Origin of the sequence: Domibacillus sp. DTU_2020_1001157_1_SI_ALB_TIR_016, assembly GCF_032341995.1 — a bacterium.
Taxonomy (GTDB): Bacteria; Bacillota; Bacilli; order Bacillales; family Domibacillaceae; genus Domibacillus; species Domibacillus indicus_A.
Window position 1 is genome coordinate 1199182 of sequence record NZ_CP135438.1, and the last position, 22225, is coordinate 1221406.

21 protein-coding genes and 1 pseudogene are annotated in these 22225 nt (G+C 41.9%); 15 read left to right on the plus strand and 7 right to left on the minus strand.

The features are described from left to right. Window positions 1–127: 127 nt before the first annotated feature. Both RRU94_RS05630 and RRU94_RS05635 read left to right on the plus strand, forming a co-directional pair. Complete coding sequence (locus RRU94_RS05630; protein ID WP_315690823.1) at window positions 128–577, plus strand: YfmQ family protein; 450 nt, start codon at window positions 128–130, stop codon at window positions 575–577. Between the two features lie 198 nt (window positions 578–775). Further along, complete coding sequence (locus tag RRU94_RS05635; protein WP_242235882.1) at window positions 776–1099, plus strand: 2Fe-2S iron-sulfur cluster-binding protein; 324 nt, start codon at window positions 776–778, stop codon at window positions 1097–1099. Window positions 1100–1273: 174 nt separating this feature from the next. On the opposite strand, the gene RRU94_RS05640 is transcribed toward RRU94_RS05635, so the two are convergent. Next, a complete protein-coding gene (locus RRU94_RS05640) occupies window positions 1274–1885 on the minus strand; it encodes a LysE family translocator (RefSeq protein ID WP_315690824.1) in 612 nt (203 codons plus the stop codon). Window positions 1886–2003: 118 nt separating this feature from the next. On the opposite strand from RRU94_RS05640, the gene RRU94_RS05645 reads away from it, so the two are divergent. Next, window positions 2004–2549 (plus strand): helix-turn-helix domain-containing protein, encoded by a 546-nt coding sequence (locus RRU94_RS05645; RefSeq protein ID WP_315690825.1) that lies wholly within the window; start codon window positions 2004–2006, stop codon window positions 2547–2549. Between the two features lie 70 nt (window positions 2550–2619). Here RRU94_RS05645 and RRU94_RS05650 read toward each other — a convergent pair whose 3' ends face one another. Next, complete coding sequence (locus RRU94_RS05650) at window positions 2620–3507, minus strand: SDR family oxidoreductase (protein ID WP_315690826.1); 888 nt, start codon at window positions 3505–3507, stop codon at window positions 2620–2622. Between the two features lie 397 nt (window positions 3508–3904). On the opposite strand from RRU94_RS05650, the gene RRU94_RS05655 reads away from it, so the two are divergent. The 3 genes from RRU94_RS05655 to RRU94_RS05665 all read left to right on the plus strand — a co-directional run bounded on the left by RRU94_RS05655 (window position 3905) and on the right by RRU94_RS05665 (window position 6487). Further along, a complete protein-coding gene (locus RRU94_RS05655; protein WP_410492971.1) occupies window positions 3905–4588 on the plus strand; it encodes a GntR family transcriptional regulator in 684 nt (227 codons plus the stop codon). Window positions 4589–4699: 111 nt separating this feature from the next. Further along, the gene (locus tag RRU94_RS05660) at window positions 4700–5725 is read left to right on the plus strand and encodes a zinc-dependent alcohol dehydrogenase (RefSeq protein WP_315690828.1); all 1026 of its coding nucleotides are present in this window, start codon (window positions 4700–4702) and stop codon (window positions 5723–5725) included. A gap of 12 nt (window positions 5726–5737) precedes the next feature. Continuing rightward, window positions 5738–6487, plus strand: a complete 750-nt coding sequence (locus tag RRU94_RS05665; RefSeq protein WP_315690829.1) for an SDR family oxidoreductase — start codon at window positions 5738–5740, stop codon at window positions 6485–6487. Between the two features lie 142 nt (window positions 6488–6629). Here RRU94_RS05665 and RRU94_RS05670 read toward each other — a convergent pair. The 3 genes and pseudogenes from RRU94_RS05670 to RRU94_RS05675 form a co-directional block, all read right to left on the minus strand. Further along, window positions 6630–7042: pseudogene (locus RRU94_RS05670) on the minus strand (DMT family transporter). Beyond that, window positions 6952–7464, minus strand: coding sequence for a DMT family transporter (locus tag RRU94_RS25655; RefSeq protein WP_410492925.1), 513 nt, complete (start codon window positions 7462–7464; stop codon window positions 6952–6954). The pseudogene RRU94_RS05670 and the gene RRU94_RS25655 overlap by 91 nt, the downstream one beginning before the upstream one ends. A 36-nt stretch (window positions 7465–7500) precedes the next feature. After that, window positions 7501–8283 carry a PhzF family phenazine biosynthesis protein gene (locus tag RRU94_RS05675; protein WP_315690831.1) on the minus strand — a complete coding sequence of 261 codons (783 nt, stop codon included), beginning with the start codon at window positions 8281–8283 and terminating at the stop codon, window positions 7501–7503. Between the two features lie 300 nt (window positions 8284–8583). Between RRU94_RS05675 and nikA the strand changes: the two genes are divergently transcribed. The 7 genes from nikA (at window position 8584) to sstT (ending at window position 16373) form a co-directional block, all read left to right on the plus strand. Next, the gene (nikA, locus tag RRU94_RS05680) at window positions 8584–10182 is read left to right on the plus strand and encodes a nickel ABC transporter substrate-binding protein (RefSeq protein ID WP_315690832.1); all 1599 of its coding nucleotides are present in this window, start codon (window positions 8584–8586) and stop codon (window positions 10180–10182) included. 5 nt (window positions 10183–10187) lie between these two features. Further along, complete coding sequence (locus RRU94_RS05685) at window positions 10188–11129, plus strand: ABC transporter permease (RefSeq protein ID WP_315690833.1); 942 nt, start codon at window positions 10188–10190, stop codon at window positions 11127–11129. Continuing rightward, on the plus strand, window positions 11126–11935 hold the full coding sequence (locus tag RRU94_RS05690; protein WP_315690834.1) for an ABC transporter permease: 810 nt from the start codon (window positions 11126–11128) through the stop codon (window positions 11933–11935). Before RRU94_RS05685 ends, RRU94_RS05690 begins: the two co-directional genes overlap by 4 nt. A gap of 15 nt (window positions 11936–11950) precedes the next feature. After that, window positions 11951–12814: an ABC transporter ATP-binding protein gene (locus RRU94_RS05695; protein WP_315690835.1), complete on the plus strand. Its 864-nt coding sequence runs from the start codon at window positions 11951–11953 to the stop codon at window positions 12812–12814. Between the two features lie 2 nt (window positions 12815–12816). After that, entirely contained in the window at window positions 12817–13635 is an 819-nt protein-coding gene (locus tag RRU94_RS05700) for an ABC transporter ATP-binding protein (protein ID WP_315690836.1), read from the plus strand. Next, window positions 13632–14822 carry a staphylopine family metallophore export MFS transporter CntE gene (gene cntE, locus RRU94_RS05705; protein WP_315690837.1) on the plus strand — a complete coding sequence of 397 codons (1191 nt, stop codon included), beginning with the start codon at window positions 13632–13634 and terminating at the stop codon, window positions 14820–14822. Before RRU94_RS05700 ends, cntE begins: the two co-directional genes overlap by 4 nt. A 312-nt stretch (window positions 14823–15134) precedes the next feature. Beyond that, window positions 15135–16373 (plus strand): serine/threonine transporter SstT, encoded by a 1239-nt coding sequence (sstT, locus tag RRU94_RS05710; protein ID WP_315690838.1) that lies wholly within the window; start codon window positions 15135–15137, stop codon window positions 16371–16373. A gap of 886 nt (window positions 16374–17259) precedes the next feature. Here sstT and RRU94_RS05715 read toward each other — a convergent pair. Then, window positions 17260–17505 (minus strand): hypothetical protein, encoded by a 246-nt coding sequence (locus RRU94_RS05715; protein ID WP_315690839.1) that lies wholly within the window; start codon window positions 17503–17505, stop codon window positions 17260–17262. A gap of 409 nt (window positions 17506–17914) precedes the next feature. Here RRU94_RS05715 and RRU94_RS05720 point away from each other — a divergent pair, with 409 nt between their 5' ends. Next, window positions 17915–19417, plus strand: a complete 1503-nt coding sequence (locus tag RRU94_RS05720) for a malate:quinone oxidoreductase (RefSeq protein ID WP_315690840.1) — start codon at window positions 17915–17917, stop codon at window positions 19415–19417. A 573-nt stretch (window positions 19418–19990) separates the two neighbouring features. Next, a complete protein-coding gene (locus tag RRU94_RS05725) occupies window positions 19991–21070 on the plus strand; it encodes an RNA-guided endonuclease InsQ/TnpB family protein (RefSeq protein WP_315690841.1) in 1080 nt (359 codons plus the stop codon). Window positions 21071–21549: 479 nt separating this feature from the next. On the opposite strand, the gene RRU94_RS05730 is transcribed toward RRU94_RS05725, so the two are convergent. Further along, window positions 21550–21915: a hypothetical protein gene (locus RRU94_RS05730; protein WP_315690842.1), complete on the minus strand. Its 366-nt coding sequence runs from the start codon at window positions 21913–21915 to the stop codon at window positions 21550–21552. Window positions 21916–22225 lie beyond the last annotated feature (310 nt).

Below are 22225 nucleotides of genomic sequence, written 5' to 3' on the forward strand. Positions count from 1 at the left end.
ATTCCTTCAAATTGGATGGTCTAAAAAGAGATAAATTGGCTGGTTCTTTTTTCGAGAAATCTAGTATGATAGTAAACAGAGAATAAAAGACACCTTTATGTTTAAACTAAAAATGGAGATGATGAAGATGTCAACGACTGCTCTGCTTTTAACAGTGGTCTTCGGTCTGTTTAAAATATTAGTAACATGCCTTCCAACCGGCGCAGTAGAACGGCTTATCCGCAAGTATGAGATGCATGCCAAACTCAGTGAAGAAAACACGGCCATTACGTTTGATGGGACACGCTTAGAAGGCGAAGAAAAAGCACAGGTGATTCAACAATTTAATGAAGCGTCTGTTTTAAAAAAATATTATATTTTTCCGGGGAATGAATCTTTGTTTTTGCAACCGGAAAACGGCGGGATTCCGTTTGTAGTGGATACGAAAAGAGGACGCAAAGATGTCCGGTTATTTGTCTACCGCTATGAGGATCATGTTGATGTAGTGAAGCAATATAAAAATAAAGTAATTGCCTACAGTGTATTTTCCGATAGTCTTCAAAAGGGTTCCATGACTGCAGCTGGAGATCTTGTTTAAATATAATCTGCAGAACAAAGCACTTCTTTAATCAAGAAAATAAAACCTTTCAGTTGAAAACGGGTATCGTAGTATACCTAAAAAGCAGCTGAAAGGTGTTTTTATTTTTAAGAGACGCGTTTATTGGGGATAATGAACTTATGAGAACATAGACGAAGTGCAGACTTTTTTAAAACGCTGATTAAAGGAGGTAAAATGATGCCGAACATAACAGTAGTAGGAGAAGGTACATTTGAAGTGGAGGCAGGTAAAAAGCTGGTGCTGGCGTTAGAGGATAATGGAGTAGGGATTCTGCACCGATGTGGAGGCAAAGCAAGATGTACAACCTGCCGGGTAGAAATCTTGGAAGGTGATTTTGATGATTTAACCAACATCGAGAAAAAAGCGTTTGATGACAAAGGACTGGTGGAAGACAATATCCGCTTATCCTGCCAGGTCCGTGTGAATGGAGATATGACGGTCCGCCCTGTTATGACTGTGCAGAGTTCCGGCATGGATCCGGGCCCAAGACCCGCCGAGTAAACCGCATGGATACGCAGGAGAGAGTAGAAGAAAGAACCCTTGCTAACTCATTTTGACAAAGGCTCCATCAAAGTAGACCGCTTTTTTAAGTGGTCTTTTTTATTTCCGCTAAAGCGGTAGTTTTAATACGGAAGAGAACTGCTTTAGCTTAGCTGTTAGAACGCTGGATAAACTTTATCCGGCATCGGCTTTTGTGAATAACAGCTTGATGCCAAATCCAACTAATATGATTCCGGTTGCTTTCTCCGTCCAGCTTTGCACAGCAGGGGACAGCAGCCATGCGCGGATAAAGTGGAGGCAGAAAACATACACCACAAACCAGACAATAGACAGCAGGGCATACGTACAGCCCATCAGAAAAAGATCTATCATAGCACGATCCGAACTCGTAACAAATTGAGGCAAAAAGGTTAAAAAGAATACCGCTACTTTTGGATTAAGGAGATTGGAAAGCAGTCCTTCTCGGAAAGCGGATCTTTGTTTTGTAGGCCCTTGATTTTCTTGTGCAGGTTCTTTTTTCTTCGGTAGAAAAGCAGTGACCCCCAAATAAATTAAATACACAGCACCGACCCATTTAATCAGGTTAAAGGCGATAGCAGATTGTACTAAGAGAGCAGACAAGCCTAATGCCGCTGCAATTGTGTGGCCAAGAGAACCGGCTGTAATGCCCGCCGCCATTTGAAATCCAGCTTTTCGTCCACCAGTCATTGTACGCTTTGTAATCAGGGCGGTATCTACCCCTGGGCTCATTACTACAAACAGCGTCATTACGATAAAAGCAAGCATGTGGCCCCTCCATTAATTGTTCATTTTTATTAAATATGTTAATTTTAATTTAACATAATTAAAATAGTTTGTTCAATGAAAATTAAAAAATTAAATATAATTTAATAAGAGGTGCATCATGAACCGTTCTTCCATTGGTCAAAAAGTAGAAGAATTAAGAAAAAATTTGGGTCTTTCATTAAGGGAATTGGCGAGGCGAGCAGAGATTACGCCTTCAATGTTAAGCCAGATTGAAAAAGGCAGTGCCAATCCGTCCATTCAGACACTGAAGTCTCTGGCGAAAGTGTTAGATGTGCCGGTTTTTACATTTCTTATGGAAGAGATTAATACAAAAGAGCTGATTGTGAGGAAGGAAGGCCGCAAGCAAATGGTGATTGACGGACTTCATTATGAATTGGTTTCGCCTGACTTTACGAGTCAGCTTGCCACAGCCATAATGCGCTTGGCCCCCGGCAGCCATTCATCTGAAAAGCCGCTTTCTCATAAAGGAGAAGAAGTCGCGTTTGTATTAGAGGGACCAATCGGTTTAACGCTGTTAGGGGATGAATATGAGCTGCAGGCAGGCGACAGCGTTAAAATTCCAGCCCACACGGAGCACAGGTGGACAAACGCAGCCAGCCATGAAGTCAGTATTTTATTTTCAGTGACACCTCCGGCTTTTTAACGTAACACAAAAACAAAGCAGCACTTATTTGCCGCTTTGTTTTCGATTCGATCATGAAGAGACAGACTTCTTAAGCAGTGGGCATCCCGCCGGTTACGCTATAGATCTGGCCGGTAACGTAGCTGGCACTGTCAGAAGCTAAGAATACATACACGTCTGATAGTTCTACCGGCTGTCCGGCACGCTGCAGCGGGGTAGGCGGAGTTCCTTGACCGAAATTTGGAATGTTTGCGGTCGGCTGTCCTCCAGAAATTTGAAGAGGTGTCCAAATCGGTCCCGGTGCAACGGAGTTTACCCGGATGCCTTTTGAAGCCGCTTGTTTGGCGAAAGCTTTTGTAAAGTTCATAATTGTTCCTTTCGTCGCTGCATAGTCTAACAGCATCGGTGATGGGTTAAAGGCTTCAACAGAGGTGGTTGTAATAATCGATGCTCCTGCTGATAAATGAGGCATCGCTGCTTTTACGGTCCAGTACAAAGAAAATACATTTGTTTCGAACGTCGCTTTAATTTGTTCGGTCGAAAGATCCATAATGTCTTCTACAGCCTGCTGTTTACCAGCAACGAGCGCCAGGATATCTAATCCGCCAAGCTCGCTGTTGGCTTCTTCCACCATCTCCTGGCAAAATTCCTCGCTGCGCAGATCGCCCGGGATTAAAACTGCTTTCCGGCCTTCTTTTTCAATCAGCTCTTTGACTTCTTCTGCATCCGGCTGTTCCACAGGCAGATAGTTGATCGCAACGTCCGCACCTTCGCGGGCATAAGCAATCGCAGCCGCACGGCCAATGCCGGAATCACCGCCTGTAACAAGCGCTTTTTTGCCTGTTAATTTTCCGGAGCCTTTATAACTGGTTTCGCCGCAATCAGGCAGAGGGCTCATTTCTTTTTGAAGGCCGGGCGGCTCCTGATACTGTTCCGGAAATTCACCGTTAAAGTACTGTTCTAATGGATTTTTAGCCATTCGAAAAACTCCTTTTAAAAAGATTTCATATGTACAACCTATAGTGTCTATACTGGTGTATATTGCCTTTGTGAAAAATAGTAAACTTATTTCTCAAAATACATATTTGAGGAAACTAAATAATTGGCTTTCAAGACGGGGAAAAGAGTAATAGGAATGCTAGTGTTGCTCCCCGCACATTTAATGTTTCTTAACTGGTCAAAATAGATCATTCTTACACCTTTGATGAAGCGCTTACATTTTTTGTTTACAAATAAAGTAACGATGTGTACACTATAAGTAACTTGTCGACAAGTATACAAAAACTCTGGTTTTGAAGTATGGAGCTGTACATACTATAATTAACTACCGTTAAGACATTTACATACCTTTTATTTCATTAGGAGAGTTGATGAGTATGAATTACCCGGCTTCATGGCTTCAAAGCGCGTCTCTTGGAGAGAAAATGGCTTCTGATATCCGTCTGCAGATCATTGCTGGAACAATCAAGCCAGGAACGATACTTTCTGAAAACCAGATTGCTTTGGAATTTGGCACAAGCAGATCACCCGTTAGAGAAGCATTAAAAAAACTATCTAATGAGGGCCTTATTGAGCTGAAGCGTATGGGAGCGGTTGTTTTAGGACTGAAGCAAAAAGACATTGAAGAGCTGCGTGATGTACGTTTTCTGATCGAGAATTTTGCGGTAAAAAGGCTTTCTATGAGAGACAGCGAGGAATTGGTCAAAAAGCTCAATTATATTATCGATAAAATGGAGATGGCAGCGAAGCATAAGGATGCCGTTGACTTTGCCTATCAGGATTTAACTTTTCATGAAACGTTCATCGTGGAAGTCGACCATAACCGAATCGGGCATATGTGGCAGGGCATTAGAGATGTCGTATTAACCGCTCTGCTGGTTGCAACTGAAAAGCGTTTTACCTATTATTCAGAAGAAATCGGACACCTCATTAACAGGCATCGTTTCATTGTAGAAGCTCTTGCTTCAAAAAACCGTGAACATATTGAAAAAGCAATCCGTGCCCATTACGAAGATACAAGAAAAACGGTAAGCAAAATTTCTGATGAAACAACAGAATAATGAATCAGATAATTACGGATCTATTAAAAAATTTAAAATGAAGAAATGACATGAACAGCATTTTTGTTTAAGTTGTCGACAAGTATACAACACAAGGGGAGCGTGTTCTTTATGGAAACCATGAAAGCGGGACTATATATTTCTGAGAAAAATGTAAAAGTGGATACTTTAGAAAAACCCACATTAAAGCATGGAGAGGCACTTATAAAGGTTTCTTCGGCGGGTATCTGCGGAACGGACATGATGATTTATTTTGGGAAACATCCTCGAGCGAAAGCTCCTCTGGCAATGGGGCATGAATTTAGCGGGATAATTGAAGAGGTAAACGGTGAGTCGGCTTTCCATCCAGGAGACAGAGTTGTAATAGAACCAACGATGAGCTGCGGAAAGTGCGATGCTTGTTTATCAGGTAACACGCATGTTTGTAATACGCTTGGGCTTATTGGCATTGATTCTCATGGCGGATTTGCGGAATATGTCGCTGTTCCGCTGCATCGTTTGCATAAAATACCGGACACTTTATCTGATGCGCACGCGGCACTGGCAGAACCCGTAGCAGTAGGTATTCATACTGTGCGGCGGTCAAATGTAAAAGTAGGCGATACAGTCGCGGTACTGGGAGCTGGGCCGATTGGCTTGTTAATTGCTCTCACCGCAAAACTAGCAGGAGCCGATAAAATATTGATTTCTGATATCAGCCCGTATCGTTTAAGTAAAGCAGAAGAGCTTGGATTTATTGCCTTGGATGGCAGAAAAGTAAATGTAGTAGAGGAAGTAAGAGCAGCCACAAATGGAATGGGCGCAGATGTTGTGTTTGAAGTAGCAGGCAGCAATATAACGGCTGACCAGATGATTCATGTGTGCCGGACACAAGGCCAAATTGTAGTTGTAAGCGTCTACAAACAGCCGCCAACCATTGATCTTGCTGCTATGCATTTTCGGGAATTATCCTTAACAACGACTCGATGCTACAGCCATTCAGATTTTGCAACTGCAGTTAGCATGATGGCAAACGGGCAAATTGATGTGACTCCGTTTATTTCACATCACTTATCACTCGATGAAATTGAAAAAGGGTTTCAGCTTATGACCAACCCGGAAGAATCTTTGAAAATTTTAATTCAGCCGAATGCTTGAGGAGGAAAATAGATGTTTCGATTAGATGGGAAAGTAGCAGCGATTACAGGAGCAACAAGAGGAATTGGAAGGCAGATGGCTATTGCATTAGCCGAAGCAGGAGCGAAAATAGCGCTGCTTCAGCGCAATACAGCGGATGATTCTGTCCAAAAGGAAATTGAAGCACTAGGACAGCAATGTATGATTGTTTCATGTAACTTAGAAGATACTACACAAGTAAAAGAAGCGATACCTACAGTTGTCCGTGAATTAGGGCAGGTTGATATTCTCGTTAATAATGCAGGCATTCAGCGCCGTTCACCATCCGTTTCCTTTGCGGAAAGTGATTGGGACGATGTCATCAACGTGAATTTAAAATCTGTATGGGTTTTATGCCAGGAAGCGGGGAAATTCATGGTTCCGCAGAGAAAAGGGAAAATTATTAATATGGCGTCTTTATTATCATTTCAGGGAGGACTCACTGTACCAGCTTATGCCGCGGCAAAAGGCGGAGTAGCTCAACTGACGAAAGCGCTGTCGAATGAATGGGCGAAAGACAATGTGAATGTAAATGCCATTGTACCTGGATATATCGCCACAGATATGAATGAAGCGTTGCTGAAGGATGAAACACGAAACCGGCAAATTCTCGAACGCATTCCAGCAGGCCGCTGGGGGACGCCAGAAGATTTTATGGGAACCGTTGTTTTTTTGGCCTCGGATGCATCCAATTACATTCATGGACACCTGTTAGCCGTTGATGGCGGATGGTTGGGCAGATAGAAGAGAATAAGGCTGCATGAATGACCATCATGCGCTCCTTTATCTGGTTATGATACAAGTAATCTTTTAATTTAATGAATAAGAGCATGTTTTGAAAAGTCAAAACATGCTCTTTTATTGAATATAAAAGAAAAGGCCGTATTTACAAGCTGGCTAACAAAGCTCCCAGGGTGGTAATGATTCCGCCAGCCAAGGTCAGCCCTGATATTTGCTCCTGCAGCAGCAGAACTCCTAAGAAGACCGTCCAGACAGGAAGCAGGTTAATATAAGGGGCTGCACGTCCAGCCCCACGATTTTTACGCCTGCGTTCCAAGCGAAATATGCCACTACGGACGCAAAGGTACTCACATATACAATACAAAGCCACGCAGTGGGCGTCATATGAATCGCTCCTGTATCCACTGTTCCGATACAGCTGATGGCACTGAGCAGGGTGCCGTAAAAAGCGGCTCCTGCTGTCATGGTCAGCGGGTCGATCTGCTTTCCGTATTTTTTGCCGAGAACAGTATACATGCCCCAGGCCACACAAGATAAAAGGATGGCGGCTTCGCCCATGATAGATCCTTCAGAAAGAAGGGGGTGAAAAATAAGATGGCAATGGGAATGCCTGCTGAAATCATGCCTGCCTGTGATGCACTAATCGATTTTAATCCTATATAATTTAAAGTGGAAAAAGCAAAGATGCCTAAGAAGCCTAATATGAAAAATTCTTTCCATTTTGCGATGAGAGGAAGCTGTTTTTTGTTCAGTGCTAGTAATCCCCAAAGAATCAGGGTTGAGATAGCCCAGCGTATGGTATTCAATAATGTTGCGGGTAAAGCAGGCCCTAAGTAACGGCCGCATATGTAGTTGCCAGCCCATAGAAGGGTAGCGATGATCAAGAGTAAAATACCTTTTTTCATTCTGTTAATCCTTTCCTGCTTTGTTCTGGATGAGAAAAAATGGATGAAAAAGGGATGTGAAGGATCACAAATCATTTTCACCTATATTTTGTATTATATGTACAGGCCTGTTTATGGATTGATTTGCAGATCTGCAATGGAGTACAGAACCGCTTTGCCGGCGATTTTAACCCGGTCACCCTCTAGCTTGCAGTATAATGTGCCGCCCCGTTTGGAAAGCTGCCTTGCTGTCAGTTCATGTTTGCCCAGACGGTTTGCCCAGAAAGGAATGAAGTTGCAATGAGCAGAGCCGCATACAGGATCTTCATTGACATTTAACTTTGGAAAAAAGCTTCGGGATGCAAAATCATATTTTTCACTTTTTGCCGTAATGGAAACACCCACTCCGTCCGGCAGTTCTTTTAGTTGAGAAAAATTGGGCGCTGCGTTTTGAACGGCTTCCTCACTTTCCAGGACAAACATCAAATCGCGGCTTACATACGTTTCTACAGGCGTCACACCAAGCGCTTCTACCATTTGCTCTGTTAAAGGAAACTCTTCCGGCATTCTGCTTGGGAAGTCCAGCTCATATAAATCTCCTTTTTTCTTTACTGCCAGTTCGCCACTCATCGTCTGGAAGGTGAGCCGCTCTGCATCACGTTCATAATAATTCGCAACCACGTACGCTGTGGCAAGTGTTGCATGTCCGCACAAGTCAATTTCTTCAGCCGGGGTAAACCATCTTAAGCGATAGCTGTCTCCTTCTTTAACAGCAAAAGCGGTTTCTGAAAGGTTGTTTTCAGCTGCAATGTTTTGCATCAGATCATCAGAAAGCCAGTTTTCCATAATACAAACCCCAGCAGGATTCCCTTCAAACAACTTCTCTGCAAATGCATCTACCACGTAGTATTTCATTGCTTTAGCCTCCTTGTCTCTATTTCGATCGATCACATGTTTAACTGTAGCACTGCGAGTGTAAGGCTTCAATATAGCAATGGCAGGCAGGAGGTTAAACGTATTCTTTGGAAATGAAAACTATTAAAAAGTTTTTTATGTTACTTCTGTTTAGTTTCACTAGTTCTCACGTGCTTTCAGAATTGTAAATTAGTTCGCACTTCCAGGAAAAAAGACCTTTACAAATAAATGAAAACAATTTATGATATGCGTTGTAATTGATAATGATAATCATTGCTGAAGGGGAAGAGGAGAAGGGTCATGAAAAATTGGTTCACTTTAATACTTGTTTTATTAGTTGGTGTGCTTGCTGCATGCAGCAACACGGAAAAAGACCAGGGGAGCAGTAGCTCCGAAACAAAAGAATCCGATGTATTAACGATGTCCTGGGCAAAAGATATTGGCCCGGGGAATCCGCATGTATATGCAGAGAACGAGATGTTTGCGCAGGCAATGCTGTATGATCCGCTTGTTACATATGGTAAAAACGGCAAAATAGAGCCGGCACTTGCCACGTCCTGGGAAACTTCAGAAGATGGCAAAACGTATACGTTTAAGCTGCGTGAAAATGTTCTTTACTCAGATGGCACAGCCCTAACGGCTGAAAATGTTAAACGAAATTTTGATGCCGTACTTGAAAACAGTGCTGCTCACAGCTGGCTCGAAGCGGTAGCGATCATCGACCACGTTGAAGCAGTAGATGAATTAACCGTAAAAGTTCAGTTGAAAGAAGCATATTATCCATTCCTGCAAGAGCTGACATTAATTCGTCCGCTGCGTATGCTTGCAGACAGCGCTTTTCTAGAAGACGGAACAAAAAACGGAATCAAAGCGCCGGTTGGGACAGGCCCATGGGTTTTAACCGATTATAAAAAAGACAGTTACGCAGAATTCTCACGTAATGAAAACTACTGGGGAGAAAAGCCGAAACTTAAAAAAGTAATCGTCAAAGTAATTCCAGATTCACAGGCACGTACGATGGCGCTTCAAAACGGTGATATTGATTTGATCTTTGGCAGCGGCCAGCTTGCTCCGATTGAATATCAAACACTGGCACAGAGCGGGCAGTATGAAACAAAAATTTCAGATCCGTCTTCAACGCGTATTTTAGCGATTAATTCGACGTACGGTGCGACAAAAGATAAAAATGTAAGGCTGGCACTGCAGCATGCACTTGATCGAAAAACGATTATTGAACATGTATTAAACGGTCTTGAAAAAGAAGCACAGTCTTTATTTGCACCTGGTTATCCGTACAGTGATATTTCACTTGATCCTTATCAATACGATACGGATAAATCCATCGAACTGTTAGAAAAAGCCGGCTGGAAACTTGAGCCTGGCAATGAATTCCGCACGAAGAATGGCGAAACGTTAACATTGGTGATGCCTTACAACAGCAATGAGCAAGTGGATAAAGCCGTTGCGGAGTATATACAAGGCGCATGGCGTGAATTAGGGATTGATGTACAATTAATCGGCGAGGAATGGCAATTGATGATCGCCCGGGCAAAAAAAGGGGAATTCAATTTAATAGCCAACGATACATGGGGTGTTCCATATGATCCTCATATGTATATCCGTACGATGGCCGGAGAACAGCAAATCGGCTACTATGCACAAAAAGGAATCCCGACATCTGATCAGCTGACAGACAATATTTCAAAAGTTATCCGTTCAACAGATGAAGAAGAACGCCGCAAATTGTATGAAAACATTTTACAGACTATTCATGATGAAGCAATTTTTATGCCGATCTCTTACCGGACCAATTATTTAGCAGCCAATAAACGCGTCCAAAACTCGTCATTCTCTATGCAGCAATATGAAGTGCCGCTGAACACGTATGAGGTGAAATAACACATATGAGCGTTTTTTTGTTAAAGCGGGCGGGCAGCATGCTTGCTGCTATTTGGGGTGTGACACTGGTTTCTTTTTTCCTTATTCGCCTTATACCAGTCGATCCGGTAGAAGCCTATTTTGCAATTAATAACCTGCCTATAACAGAGGAAGCAATTGAAGAAATACGAGAAGAGCAAGGGTTGAATAAACCTTTGCTTTTTCAGTATGGAACGTGGCTTATGAATGCAGTGCACTTGGATTTTGGACAGTCTTTTCTCACAAAGACACCCGTAGCGGAGGAATTGCTGAGCCGCTTTTCAGTCACGCTGGGCCTTGCTGCAGCCGCTTTTTTTATCGTTATCGCAATTAGCGGCATTATTGGTATTTGGTCGGTAATAAAGCAGGGAGGTTTGGTTGACAGGTTCACACGTGCTCTTGTCTTTGCTACTGCATCTATGCCAAGCTTTTGGCTGGGCTTTGTTCTTGTTTATGTGGTGTCTTTAAAATGGGGAATACTGCCATTGATGGGCTGGGGAACAATGGAACAGTCTGTTTTGCCAGCATTCACATTGGCTCTTGGTTATATTCCTTATTATATTCGGCTGATCCGGACAAGCATGCTGGAAGAAATGGAAAAGCCGCATATCGCATTTGCAAGAGCGCGCGGAGTAAAAGAGTCTATTATTATTCGCAGACACGTACTTAAAGGAATACTGCCGGCACTTTTTACTTCACTGGCGATGACTTGCGGAGGGCTTTTGGGCGGTGCCGCGATTATTGAAGCGGTTTTTGCGATTCCAGGTGTGGGCCGTTATCTTGTGGAGTCTATGGCAGCGAGAGATTATGCTGTGCTGCAGGGTTTTATTTTAATAATTGGCATATTGTACGTCATATTTAATTTTCTGGCGGATTTGCTTTGCGCAATCGTAGATCCCCGGGCGCGTTTAAAGAGAGGCGACATATGATGAAAAAATCTGTTCCATTAATCATCAGCAGCACGATCGTTTTACTGCTTGTTACTGCAGCTGTTTTTGCACCGTGGCTGGCACCAAATGATCCGTATGCAACTAATATGGCAATGAAATTGCAAGGCATATCGGCCGCTTATCCGCTTGGTACCGATCATTTAGGCCGTTGTGTATTATCACGCCTTATTATGGGAGCGCGCGTTTCCCTGTTTACGGCACTGGGGGTGCTCGCTGTGACGCTTGTGCTGAGCATGGTTGTTGGTGTTGCAGCAGGATATTTAGGCGGGATAGCGGATCTTGCTCTTATGCGTGCCTGCGACATTTTAATGGCCATTCCGCATTTTATTTTTGCTCTTGTTATTGTAGGAGCACTAGGCGGCGGCGTCTGGAATATGTTTATCGCCATCATTATTGTTTCCTGGGTAGGGTATGCGCGTATTATTCGAAACATGGTGCGGAGCTTGAAAGAAAGTACGTACGTGCAATATGCAAAAATGACTGGCGTTCCCACTTTGAAAATCGTAAAGCGTCATATTTTGCCGTTTGTTTTTCCACAAATCCTTTTACTGCTGTTAATTGGGACAGGCAGTACAGTTTTACTGATTTCAGAATTGTCTTTTCTGGGGCTGGGGGTAACAGCACCGATGCCAGAGTGGGGCATGATGATCAGCGAAAGCAAAATGTATTTAAGCAGCAATCCGATGCTTATGTTTGTGCCGGGGGTTATGATCTCGCTGACGGTCCTTATCTTTGATTGGTTTGGTGATACACTACGTGATGCAATAGATCCTAAAATGAAGTAGAAAGAAGGGAGAAGCATGCTGGAATTACGGGATTTATCCGTTTTTATCCAAACAAATAATAGTGAAAAAGAAGTTGTCTCACATGTTAATTTGACTGTTCCCCAGGGGAAAATTGTTGGGATCGTTGGAGAAAGCGGCAGCGGAAAATCCATGCTCTGCAATGCGATTATGCAGCTGTTTCGCCAAAACCGGCGTTACACGGGTGATATTGTATATAAAGGCACCTCATTATTAGCAAAAAGTGAGCGGGAAATGCGTCATTTGCGTGGAAAAGAGATATCACTTATTATGCAAAATCCAATGGCCATGTTTAATCCTATCGTAAAAATTGGGGATCATTTTGTTGAAACATTACAGTCTCATGAACGCATATCTAAACATCACGCACGAAAGCGGGCAGCCGAACAGCTGGCCCGTTTTCAATTGCCGGAGCAGGAGCTGCTTGATCGTTATCCGCATGAACTGAGTGGCGGAATGCTCCAGCGGATCATGATTGCTCTTGCAGCTTGTATGCAGCCTCATTTATTAATTGCCGATGAGCCTACAACAGCACTTGATACGATGACACAGATGGATATTTTGGATGAACTGCTTCATTTTCATCAAAAAACAAAAACAAGCATGCTTATTGTTTCGCACGATTTAGGTGTTATTGCGAAAATGGCAGATTTCATAGCGGTGATGCGCCGGGGGGTCATGGTAGAATACGGGTCGGCAGAGTGGGTACTCGCACAGCCGGCTCACTCCTATACACAAGCATTACTGGCTGCAAGAGACGAACATGGAGACCTTGAAAAGTTAGCTGATTCTTGGGAAGGAACGACAATAGGGCCGCTGTATGAGTATAAACCTGGCTGCTGGGTTAGAGAAGAGGGATAAGAATGCTGGAAATAAAAAATGTTTCAAAAAGCTATCAAAAAAAGGGCTGGTTTGGGGTGAAAAAAGACATTCAAGCAGTTAAGCATGTAAATGTAAAGCTGAAAGAAGGCATTTGCCTTGCTCTTGTCGGGGAAAGCGGCTCAGGAAAAACGACACTTGGAAAACTGATTCTAGGCATCGAAGAACCAGATGCGGGAGAAATCCTGTTTAAAGCGCAAAATATACATAAAGCTGATGCAAGCGTAAAAAAGCAGCTGCGTAAAGAATTACAAATTGTATTTCAGGATTGTTATAGTGCAGTGAACCCGCGCATGAAAATAAAGGATATTATAGCTGAACCGATGCAAGTTCATTTATCGCTGTCAAAGGAAGCCTTACAGCAGAAGGTTGAAGAATTATTGGTACAGGTCGGCCTGCAAAGGGCAGACGCGGCAAAATATCCGCATGAGTTAAGCGGAGGGCAGCTGCAGCGTGTAACCATTGCCCGTGCCATTTCCACTGACCCGTCATTTATTGTATTGGATGAATCGATTAACAGCCTTGACCTATTGGTACAGGTCAGCATATTAAAGCTTTTAAAAAGCCTTCAAAAAACACAGAACCTTACCTATCTTTTTATTACTCATGACTTACATGCTGTAAAATTGTTTGCTGATGAAGTGGCAGTCATGGAACAAGGCGAAATTATAGAATATGTAACGGACATAAAAGAATTGTCTCATATGGTGCATCCAACAAGCCGGCGCTTGCTCGACGCTCGTTTATCCATTAAACTTGACGTCTCTATTCAAGATTCACGCCAAAAGGAGACTGTGTCGTGAAGTATCGGCCGTTATCAGCACAGATGGCAAAACTCTACGCACTCGCTGCATTTTTCTTTACGGCAAATTCGGTATTAACGATCGTTTTTCCTTTGCAAGCAGCAGAAAGAGGCTATGAGGAAGCAGAAATTGGGATCATGATGGGATTGTATATGCTTGTCTGTATGTTTTTACGTCCCTGGGCCGGGCAGATGATCGAAAAACACAGTTTATTTAAAATTATGCAATGGCTTTTGCTCGTTCACGCGGCTGCACTTTTGTTGTATGTATGGATTGGGCCGGACAGTTTGTATATTGTGCGTGTGCTGCAAGGAGGAACAACCGCGTTTTTCTCTATGTCCATGCAAATAGGCATTGCTGAATTATTAAAAGATCAGGACCGTGGGCAGGGAATGTCTCTTTATTCCTTATCTACCGTTCTGCCGGGGCTCTACGGACCAGCACTGGCATTACTTTTATGGACAAGCTTTGATCTTGTTTACTTATGGGTATTCATTCTTCTTTTAGCGATTTTTCCTTTATTGTTTTTTATAGGATCTCCGTTGCCTAAAACGAAGAAAAATGGCTCTTCTTTTACATTTCGTGAAATGGCTGCAGCAATCAAAGAAGCGCGCAGTCATCATGGTTTAATCCTGTCATCCGTTGTGATGCTTATCGGGGCTTGTGTTTTTGGAGCCATCACAACCTTTTTGCCGCTATACATGCTGACGACAGGAACAGGAAATCCAGCTCTTTATTTGTTCCTGCAAGCCATTGTGGTAGTGGCAAGCCGTTTCTTTTTCCGCAAGCATATTCCCTCGGATGGAAAGTGGCATCCAAAATTTATCGCCTTTATACTCATCAGCTCTATAATCGGTACAAGCCTGCTGGCGATCCTTCCGGTGGCAGGCATATTTGCATATAGTGCTGCTGTTTTTAACGGATTGGCAGCGGCCATGCTGTATCCGGCTTTAACGACTTATATTTCCTTTGCAGTGCCAAAGGAAACAAAGCATATTTTATTGGGTGTTTTTTTAGCCTCTTATGATTTAGGTTTTTCCCTTGGTGGACTTGTGATGGGGTTCGTTGTACAGATCGCCTCTTATTCATTCATGTTTGCTGCTTGCTCCGCGATTGCTTTATGTGCTCTTATGATAATTTGGATTCCATCGGAAAATAAACTAAAATTTGCAATGAAAAACGAATAAGAGAGCTTGTCCCAGTAAAATGTGTCTGGTAGAGATGGACATCCAGCCCTTCCATAAAAACATTATGTTATTTAGATAATAAAGAGCGATAGAAAAATTATTCGAATAATAATTTTTCTATCGCTCTATCGGTTTGAATGTTCCGATAATTACAACATTTTTTAATAATGTAAATAGTATTGTAATATATCTCAAATTAATTATAATACTATTTATGAGAAAGACAGTTGTCCTTTTGAGGTGGAATAATGAAAGAGCAGCTCGCTAGGAGTAATCTTATACATTTATCTTAAGATAATAGGAGGAACATCTATGAGAAGTGCACTGCAGAAGTGGAATCAGGTGAGCCTGGTTAAACAAATCCTGGTCGGTTTGATTATTGGTATTATCCTGGCTGTCACAATTCCAGAAGCAGCAAAACCAGTGGCTATTTTAGGCTCTTTATTTGTCGGCGCTTTAAAAGCCATCGCGCCTGTATTGGTGCTCGTCCTGGTTATGTCGGCCATTGCGCAGCATAAAAGCGGCCACCAGACGAATATGAAATCGATTATCGTGCTGTATCTTTTAGGAACGTTTTTAGCAGGTTTAATCGCTGTTATTGTAAGCTTTATTTTTCCTGTCGGCTTATCGCTTGCAGAGGGTGCTGAGGATGTCACACCGCCCAGCGGCGTAACCGAAGTGTTGAAAACATTACTGCTCAATGTTGTCGATAATCCGGTAAATGCTATTGCAAATGCGAACTATATCGGAATTTTATCGTGGGCCATTGTTCTTGGTTTGGCGTTAAGAAATGCCGCTGACACTACAAAAACGCTCATTTCGAATTTCTCAGATGCCGTATCAAAAATGGTTGCGTGGGTAATTAAGTTTGCTCCGCTGGGAATCATGGGTCTGGTTATTGAATCCATTACAACAAATGGTCTTGAGTCGCTGCTCAGCTACGGGAAACTGCTTGCTGTGTTGATTGGCTGTATGGTTTTCGTAGCGCTGGTTGTAAATCCAATCATTGTATATACAGTGATCCGCCAAAACCCTTATCCACTTGTATTTAAATGCTTAAAGGAAAGCGGCATTACTGCATTCTTTACACGCAGCTCCGCTTCTAATATTCCAGTTAATATGAGACTATGTGAAGATTTAGGCCTGGATAAAGACAGTTATTCCGTATCCATTCCGTTAGGGGCAACGATCAATATGGCAGGCGCTGCGGTAACAATTTCTGTATTGACACTTGCGGCGGTTCATACGTTGGGAATCCAAGTGGACCTTCCTACAGCAATCCTCCTTAGCATCGTTTCAGCTATATGTGCTTGTGGTGCTTCAGGGGTTGCCGGTGGATCCTTATTACTGATTCCGCTGGCATGCAGCTTGTTTGGAATTCCGGCTGATATTGCGATGCAAGTCGTTGGGGTAGGTTTTATCATCGGGGTCCTGCAAGACTCATTTGAAACGTCACTGAACTCGTCTACAGACGTTCTTTTCACAGCAGCAGCTGAATACAAAGAGTGGCGTAAAAAAGGCAAAAAAATAGTGATCCGTAAAGCAGGATAAGGAAAATTCCATAGTCTGCGATTGAACGACCTCTTCAACTGTTAGTTTGACAGTTGGAGAGGTCTTTTTTATAGAAAAAAGGATGGTCAGGAAATAGTTTTTTAACAACAACCCTGACACGCAGATTAAGCCAACTTATGAAGAGGAAAGGCTTTGAATACGCCAAATATAGACGTTAGACGGCTCTACTGAAAGCATTTTTATCATCTGGGTGGTCTGCTATATCAGTTAACTGGATCAAATAAAGAACTATTTTCTTTACAAGGAGCTGTCATATGTCTGAAGAAGTAAGGTGATCATTCTGTATTAAAGGCATAAAAAAGGCTGCGGGATGATTCCGCAGCAAAAGGGTGGGTTAGTGATATTACACTTAAAGACCATGTCTTAAATCATTTACCCGCTGTTGTAGAAGTGTAAACTAATATCAGTAAAAAAACGGCCTGTGCAGCCGTCTAATTAGGTATAAGCTGAATGAGGATTAAAAACGGAAAAGTCTTATGTATTTTATGCAGCTGCGGTAGAACCGTGAAAAAACAGCTGTCTGGAACGACAGATACTTTTCGAATAAGAAAACCAAAAAAGGCCGCGGAAAATCCGCGGCAAAAGCAATTAGTATGTAGAAATCAGGAAGTGGTAGGTTACCACAGTTAACGCTTTACCCACTCTGTTGAAAAGATAACCCGCTAAAAAGAAAAAATTTTATATTGTAGCCCCAGAACCATAATCAAAATCAGCCTGATTTGAACAAACCAAGGTATTAAACGACTGTGGTACATCATAAGTGTGCATTCCACCGGCTGGACACTCGCAAAACAGATGCCTGCGAAAAAATCAGAGGGATACCGGAACTTTCTGTTTCTGCCATACTGAAGCTTTAAAAAGACACTTATTCAGCAGCTTCGTTCACCTCATTATTTAACTTCTCATATATTGCTAACGAGCAAGAATCAATATCATGGTATTTTTCGATTTCCCCGCTGCTTATGTGTTTAACGATAAATGTTTTGAAATGATTACAATACGTTAGAGACAGGCCGTTAAAGTTATGGGTGATGTCACATTCTCGATATTGTAATAAGTTTTTCAGTAATGCTTTCAGTTTGTTAATCTCCTGGATTTTCTCTACACTCATTTTACAATTCCTCTTGATATAGGTGTATTTTTCATTATTATAGCACACGTACGTTCGTAATAATTGACTTTTTTATGTAATATTTTTCATAAAAAGCATAAAATTATTACATGGAGTTTAAATATAATGGATGAAATGTTTTGAACTTCCAAATGAAGTGAAAACCATTTCATAACTCTTCATTTATGGTTTTTGAAAAAAATAATTGGCTTATGATTTAAAAGAGTAGCTTTAAACTTATTAAATAGCTTATAATTATCAGAAAACAGTGGATATTTCCCTCTATAAATAATTATAATAGATAATGATATAGTTAGAATTAAAATAGAAAAGGTGTGTTTCTAAGTGGCGCCTTGCTTTTTGTAACATCTAGGGTTTTACAAATACAGGGGATAAGGAAGAGGTAAACATGAGCAACAGAGAAGCTAAAACAGACGTTATCTTAATTGGTGCTGGAGTCATGAGTGCAACTTTGGGAACAATTCTGAAAGAATTAGTACCTGACTGGAATATCAAAGTATTTGAGAAGCTTTCAAAAGCAGGAGAGGAAAGCTCTAACGAATGGAACAATGCGGGAACGGGGCATGCGGCACTGTGTGAGCTGAACTACACGGTCGAAAAACCGGACGGCTCTGTAGACATCAGCAAAGCCATTAACATTAATGAACAATTTCAAGTTTCCATGCAGTTTTGGTCTTACCTAGTAAAGAGCAGGCTGTTACATAATCCAGAGGACTTTATCATGCCATTGCCTCATATGAGCTTAGTGCAGGGGGAAGAAAATGTAACGTTTTTAAAGAAGCGTTTTAAAGCGCTGTCAAATAACCCGCTGTTCCAGGGGATGGAGTTTTCCGAGGATCCAAAAAAGCTGATGGAATGGATTCCGCTTATTATGCAGAACCGCGCAGCGGATGAACCGGTAGCGGCCACCAAAATCGACTCTGGAACAGATGTCAACTTTGGCGCTTTAACACGCATGCTGTTTGATCACTTAAAAAGTAAAAACGTCGATGTACACTACAATCATAGTGTAAATGATCTTAAACGTACGAGCGACGGCTCATGGGAATTGAAAGTGCGGAATCTCGACAGCGGTACGGTGGAATCTCATACGGCGAAATTCGTCTTTATTGGAGGCGGGGGAGGAAGCATACATTTACTGCAGAAATCCGGTATTCCGGAAGGGAAACATATTGGCGGATTCCCGGTAAGCGGAATCTTTATGGTATGCAAAAATCCGGATGTTGTCGCACAGCATCATGCAAAGGTATACGGCAAAGCGAAGGTGGGGGCTCCTCCAATGTCTGTGCCGCATCTTGACACACGATTTATCGACAATCAAAAGTCGCTGTTGTTCGGGCCGTTTGCCGGCTTTTCACCGAAGTTTTTAAAAACCGGTTCAATGCTTGATTTGGTCACTTCCGTAAAACCGGATAATCTCTTAACGATGTTATCAGCAGGCGTAAAAGAGATGGCATTAACGAAATATTTGATCCAGCAGGTTATGCTGTCAAAAGAAAAACGCATGGAAGAACTGCGCGAGTTTATCCCGAATGCTAAAAGCGAGGATTGGGATTTAGTCGTAGCGGGACAGCGGGTACAGGTGATCAAAGATACAGAGGCCGGTGGAAAAGGAACACTGCAATTTGGTACGGAAGTCGTAAGTGCCGCTGATGGCTCGATCGCTGCATTGCTTGGCGCTTCTCCGGGTGCTTCTACCGCCGTTCATGTCATGCTTGAAGTGCTGACAAAATGCTTCCCAGAACATATGAAAGAGTGGGAGCCGAAAATTAAAGAAATGATTCCTTCTTATGGCTTGTCACTAATGGAGAATCCAGAGCTGCTGCACGATATTCATACTTCAACAGCGCAGGTGCTTGGTCTAAGCGAAAAAGAAGCGGTCCATAGCTGATTCTTCGGGTATAGAAACAAAGGCATTAAAGGGATAATACAAGCTAGATTTTTCATTAAGGGTGTTCTTTGACTACCCTGGCTGCTTATACCAATTAGAGACCGGCTAGTCCGTCCAAGCAGCAGGTGCTTGCTTAACAAAGTTGTTCACACGTACACAAAGCTGTACGGGTATGGAGACCCTTCGCTCCACAGCACAACCGTAAAGTCAGATAAAGCATAATTGAAAATAGAACATCAAACCTTTAATCTGCTGTGGATTAAAGGTTCTTTTTTTATGATTTATAGTTTGAAAAGCAGCTGTAAGAGATCATCATTCATGTTAATGACACAAAAAAGCCACGGAGCTCAGCGGCAAAAGGGATGATTATGCCGCAGTGAGAAGTCAGGAGGTGATAGTTACAGACCTTACGAGCGGGAAAGCCCACTCCTTCAGGTGTGGGATGATAGCGAGGTCGAACCGGGCATGTCTTCAGACATGTCAAAGGTCCGATTTTTTTCTTTTAGTTTATTTCTCTTGTACTTAGAACGTTTGTTATTATGGATATAACCTATTTTTGGAAAGGAGGACAACATGGAGACTATTTCTTTAAAGCTGGAACTAATGAAGCCAACCCATGCAAAAGAACAGATATACTGCAAAATGACCGAATTAAACACCGGATTTTCCAATTGGCTTCTTCAGTATGATGAACTTTCAAAAGCCACTTCGAAGGTCTACAAACTTTTTTCTGCGAACAAATTACCTTCGGCCATTGTCAACCAAACCATCAGGGAAGTGAAGTCACAAAAGAAAAATCAAAAAGCAAAAGCCTTTCGCCGCTTTTGGTGTACCTTTAACAACCAAAATTTAAAAGTTGAAAAAGAAAAAGGCTTATACAAACTCTCTTTTCCTACATTAGAGAAACGGGTTGGTGTTCCAGTTGTGGCAGAGCTCTACCAGCAGCATTGGCTTGATAAAATACTGTCCGGCGAAGCAAAATTAGGTGCCGGCGAGCTTTATGAGAAAAAAGGGAAATGGTATATGTCTGTAGCGGTTTCCTTTGAACCGAAGGTTGTTTCCTCTTCTTCTAAAGTGATGGGTGTAGACGTGGGGCTGAATTATTTAGCTGTTGCTTCAATAGGGACAAATTCATTGTTTTTTAAAGGAAACGAGGCTGCTTTTATTCGAAGAACTTTTTCTTCAAGGAGAAAAACCTTAGGAAGAAATAAGCTTCTTTCTGTTATTAAAGCCTCTAAAGATAAAGAATCCCAATGGATGAAAAATCTAAACCATAAAATAAGCCGGCAAATCGTGAATTTTGCTGCAGAGAACGGTGTTCACTGCATTCGAATGGAAGATTTGACAGGCATTCGCCGTAAAGCCAAATCAAAAAAAGACGCAGGCAGAAATCTGCACTCCTGGGCACATTATCAGCTTCAGCAGTTTATTGAATATAAAGCCAAAATGGCAGGGATTCAAGTTGAATATGTGAATCCACATCATACCTCTCAAACATGTAAATGTGGCCATGTAGACAAAAAGAATCGAAAAAGACACACGTTTGCGTGTGTCAAATGTCAGTATAAACTTCATGCTGATGCGAATGCGGCCATTAATATTTCGAAAGCCATCAGCGGCTCTTCAAAAAAGAAAAACAAGCAAGCAGCTTAACCTAGTTCTGTGGTAACAGCAGGACCGCCTGTAAGGTACGTCTATGTCCGAAGGCATAGACAACGAAGCAGGATGGGCTGATGACACCGCCCCTAACTGAAGGCGAGTTTTAAGCAGAAATGAACTGGGAACGCGATCGCACTTCAGAATCTCACCCGTCTCACCGCAAGGTGAAGGGCTTGCGGCTTTAGCCGTGGGAGTGTCAAGACATATTGATGTTCTTCAGAATAAGCACCAAGAAAAAATGATTATGATTGCAAACGAGATATATGAAGGTAAAGGCCTTACTAAGGAATGTGGGAAGCGCAAAGTTTCCGCAAAGTATCAAAGCTAAAATTTGTTCGTGAAATAAACGTTTTTAAAAACGCAGAGAGTAACAGGGATTTTCGACTTCAGTGACCAACGGGAAGCTGTCCGTTAAAACTTCGTCCTCAAAAATGCCATCTTATGTGACTGGCTGTTTAAGAAAATGGCCAGCATTAGTCCTTGTATATAAATTTGCGCTCTATATAGTTTCCACCTTTTATAAAATCTATTTTATTGTAGCTGTTTGAGAAATATGGAAATTCCTTATTGCCGCATTTTTTTTGGTCTTTAATAATGCTGCCGTGGATTACCAGATAATCATAGCTATTAAAGGTTCTTTTTATCGAGAAGGGTATTTCGAAACCTTCTTGTTGATCTTCTAGTACTTTTATAGCCTGTTCCTCATTATCTAAAGCGTTTTCAAGGAGATCCGCTAGTTCTACTTCAACATCGTCAATAAAAGCATAAGGATCTCCTATATTCATGCCTTCGTGTGAAGCAATAGATTTAAATTTTTTTACATAATTCTTATCCATCATATTGGCAGGCTCCTCTCAGTGTTCTAATGGTTAGTCTTCGAATCCAGTAAGAACGAAACACAAAGCCTATTTATCACCTTTTATAAACAAAACATTTTAAAAAAAGTCCACTTATATAGTGGTCTTTTTATATTTATACCACCGTCTTAAAAAAACGTAACATTCTTTCATTTTGTTGATGCCCATTTTTCAGGAATAGTTGGCTGGTGAATATGTTGATTGAGCAGTATTGATACCATTAGGAAGGTGATTGAATGTAATTCCATCATTAAGGTCAACAATATAATCTAAGCTTAAGTTGTAACAGCAT

What these genes read in the sequence shown, in the direction of transcription:
- RRU94_RS25655 (WP_410492925.1), bottom strand. Translation starts at nt 7,464, where the DNA reads ATGATTTGTGATCCTTCACATCCCTTTTTCATCCATTTTTTCTCATCC.
- RRU94_RS05645 (WP_315690825.1), top strand. Translation starts at nt 2,004, where the DNA reads ATGAACCGTTCTTCCATTGGTCAAAAAGTAGAAGAATTAAGAAAAAAT.
- RRU94_RS05700 (WP_315690836.1), top strand. Translation starts at nt 12,817, where the DNA reads ATGCTGGAAATAAAAAATGTTTCAAAAAGCTATCAAAAAAAGGGCTGG.
- RRU94_RS05685 (WP_315690833.1), top strand. Translation starts at nt 10,188, where the DNA reads ATGAGCGTTTTTTTGTTAAAGCGGGCGGGCAGCATGCTTGCTGCTATT.
- RRU94_RS05640 (WP_315690824.1), bottom strand. Translation starts at nt 1,885, where the DNA reads ATGCTTGCTTTTATCGTAATGACGCTGTTTGTAGTAATGAGCCCAGGG.
- RRU94_RS05675 (WP_315690831.1), bottom strand. Translation starts at nt 8,283, where the DNA reads ATGAAATACTACGTGGTAGATGCATTTGCAGAGAAGTTGTTTGAAGGG.
- RRU94_RS05655 (WP_410492971.1), top strand. Translation starts at nt 3,905, where the DNA reads ATGAATTACCCGGCTTCATGGCTTCAAAGCGCGTCTCTTGGAGAGAAA.
- RRU94_RS05650 (WP_315690826.1), bottom strand. Translation starts at nt 3,507, where the DNA reads ATGGCTAAAAATCCATTAGAACAGTACTTTAACGGTGAATTTCCGGAA.
- sstT (WP_315690838.1), top strand. Translation starts at nt 15,135, where the DNA reads ATGAGAAGTGCACTGCAGAAGTGGAATCAGGTGAGCCTGGTTAAACAA.
- RRU94_RS05660 (WP_315690828.1), top strand. Translation starts at nt 4,700, where the DNA reads ATGGAAACCATGAAAGCGGGACTATATATTTCTGAGAAAAATGTAAAA.
- RRU94_RS05730 (WP_315690842.1), bottom strand. Translation starts at nt 21,915, where the DNA reads ATGATGGATAAGAATTATGTAAAAAAATTTAAATCTATTGCTTCACAC.
- RRU94_RS05725 (WP_315690841.1), top strand. Translation starts at nt 19,991, where the DNA reads ATGGAGACTATTTCTTTAAAGCTGGAACTAATGAAGCCAACCCATGCA.
- RRU94_RS05635 (WP_242235882.1), top strand. Translation starts at nt 776, where the DNA reads ATGCCGAACATAACAGTAGTAGGAGAAGGTACATTTGAAGTGGAGGCA.
- RRU94_RS05630 (WP_315690823.1), top strand. Translation starts at nt 128, where the DNA reads ATGTCAACGACTGCTCTGCTTTTAACAGTGGTCTTCGGTCTGTTTAAA.
- RRU94_RS05665 (WP_315690829.1), top strand. Translation starts at nt 5,738, where the DNA reads ATGTTTCGATTAGATGGGAAAGTAGCAGCGATTACAGGAGCAACAAGA.
- nikA (WP_315690832.1), top strand. Translation starts at nt 8,584, where the DNA reads ATGAAAAATTGGTTCACTTTAATACTTGTTTTATTAGTTGGTGTGCTT.
- RRU94_RS05695 (WP_315690835.1), top strand. Translation starts at nt 11,951, where the DNA reads ATGCTGGAATTACGGGATTTATCCGTTTTTATCCAAACAAATAATAGT.
- RRU94_RS05690 (WP_315690834.1), top strand. Translation starts at nt 11,126, where the DNA reads ATGATGAAAAAATCTGTTCCATTAATCATCAGCAGCACGATCGTTTTA.
- RRU94_RS05720 (WP_315690840.1), top strand. Translation starts at nt 17,915, where the DNA reads ATGAGCAACAGAGAAGCTAAAACAGACGTTATCTTAATTGGTGCTGGA.
- RRU94_RS05715 (WP_315690839.1), bottom strand. Translation starts at nt 17,505, where the DNA reads ATGAGTGTAGAGAAAATCCAGGAGATTAACAAACTGAAAGCATTACTG.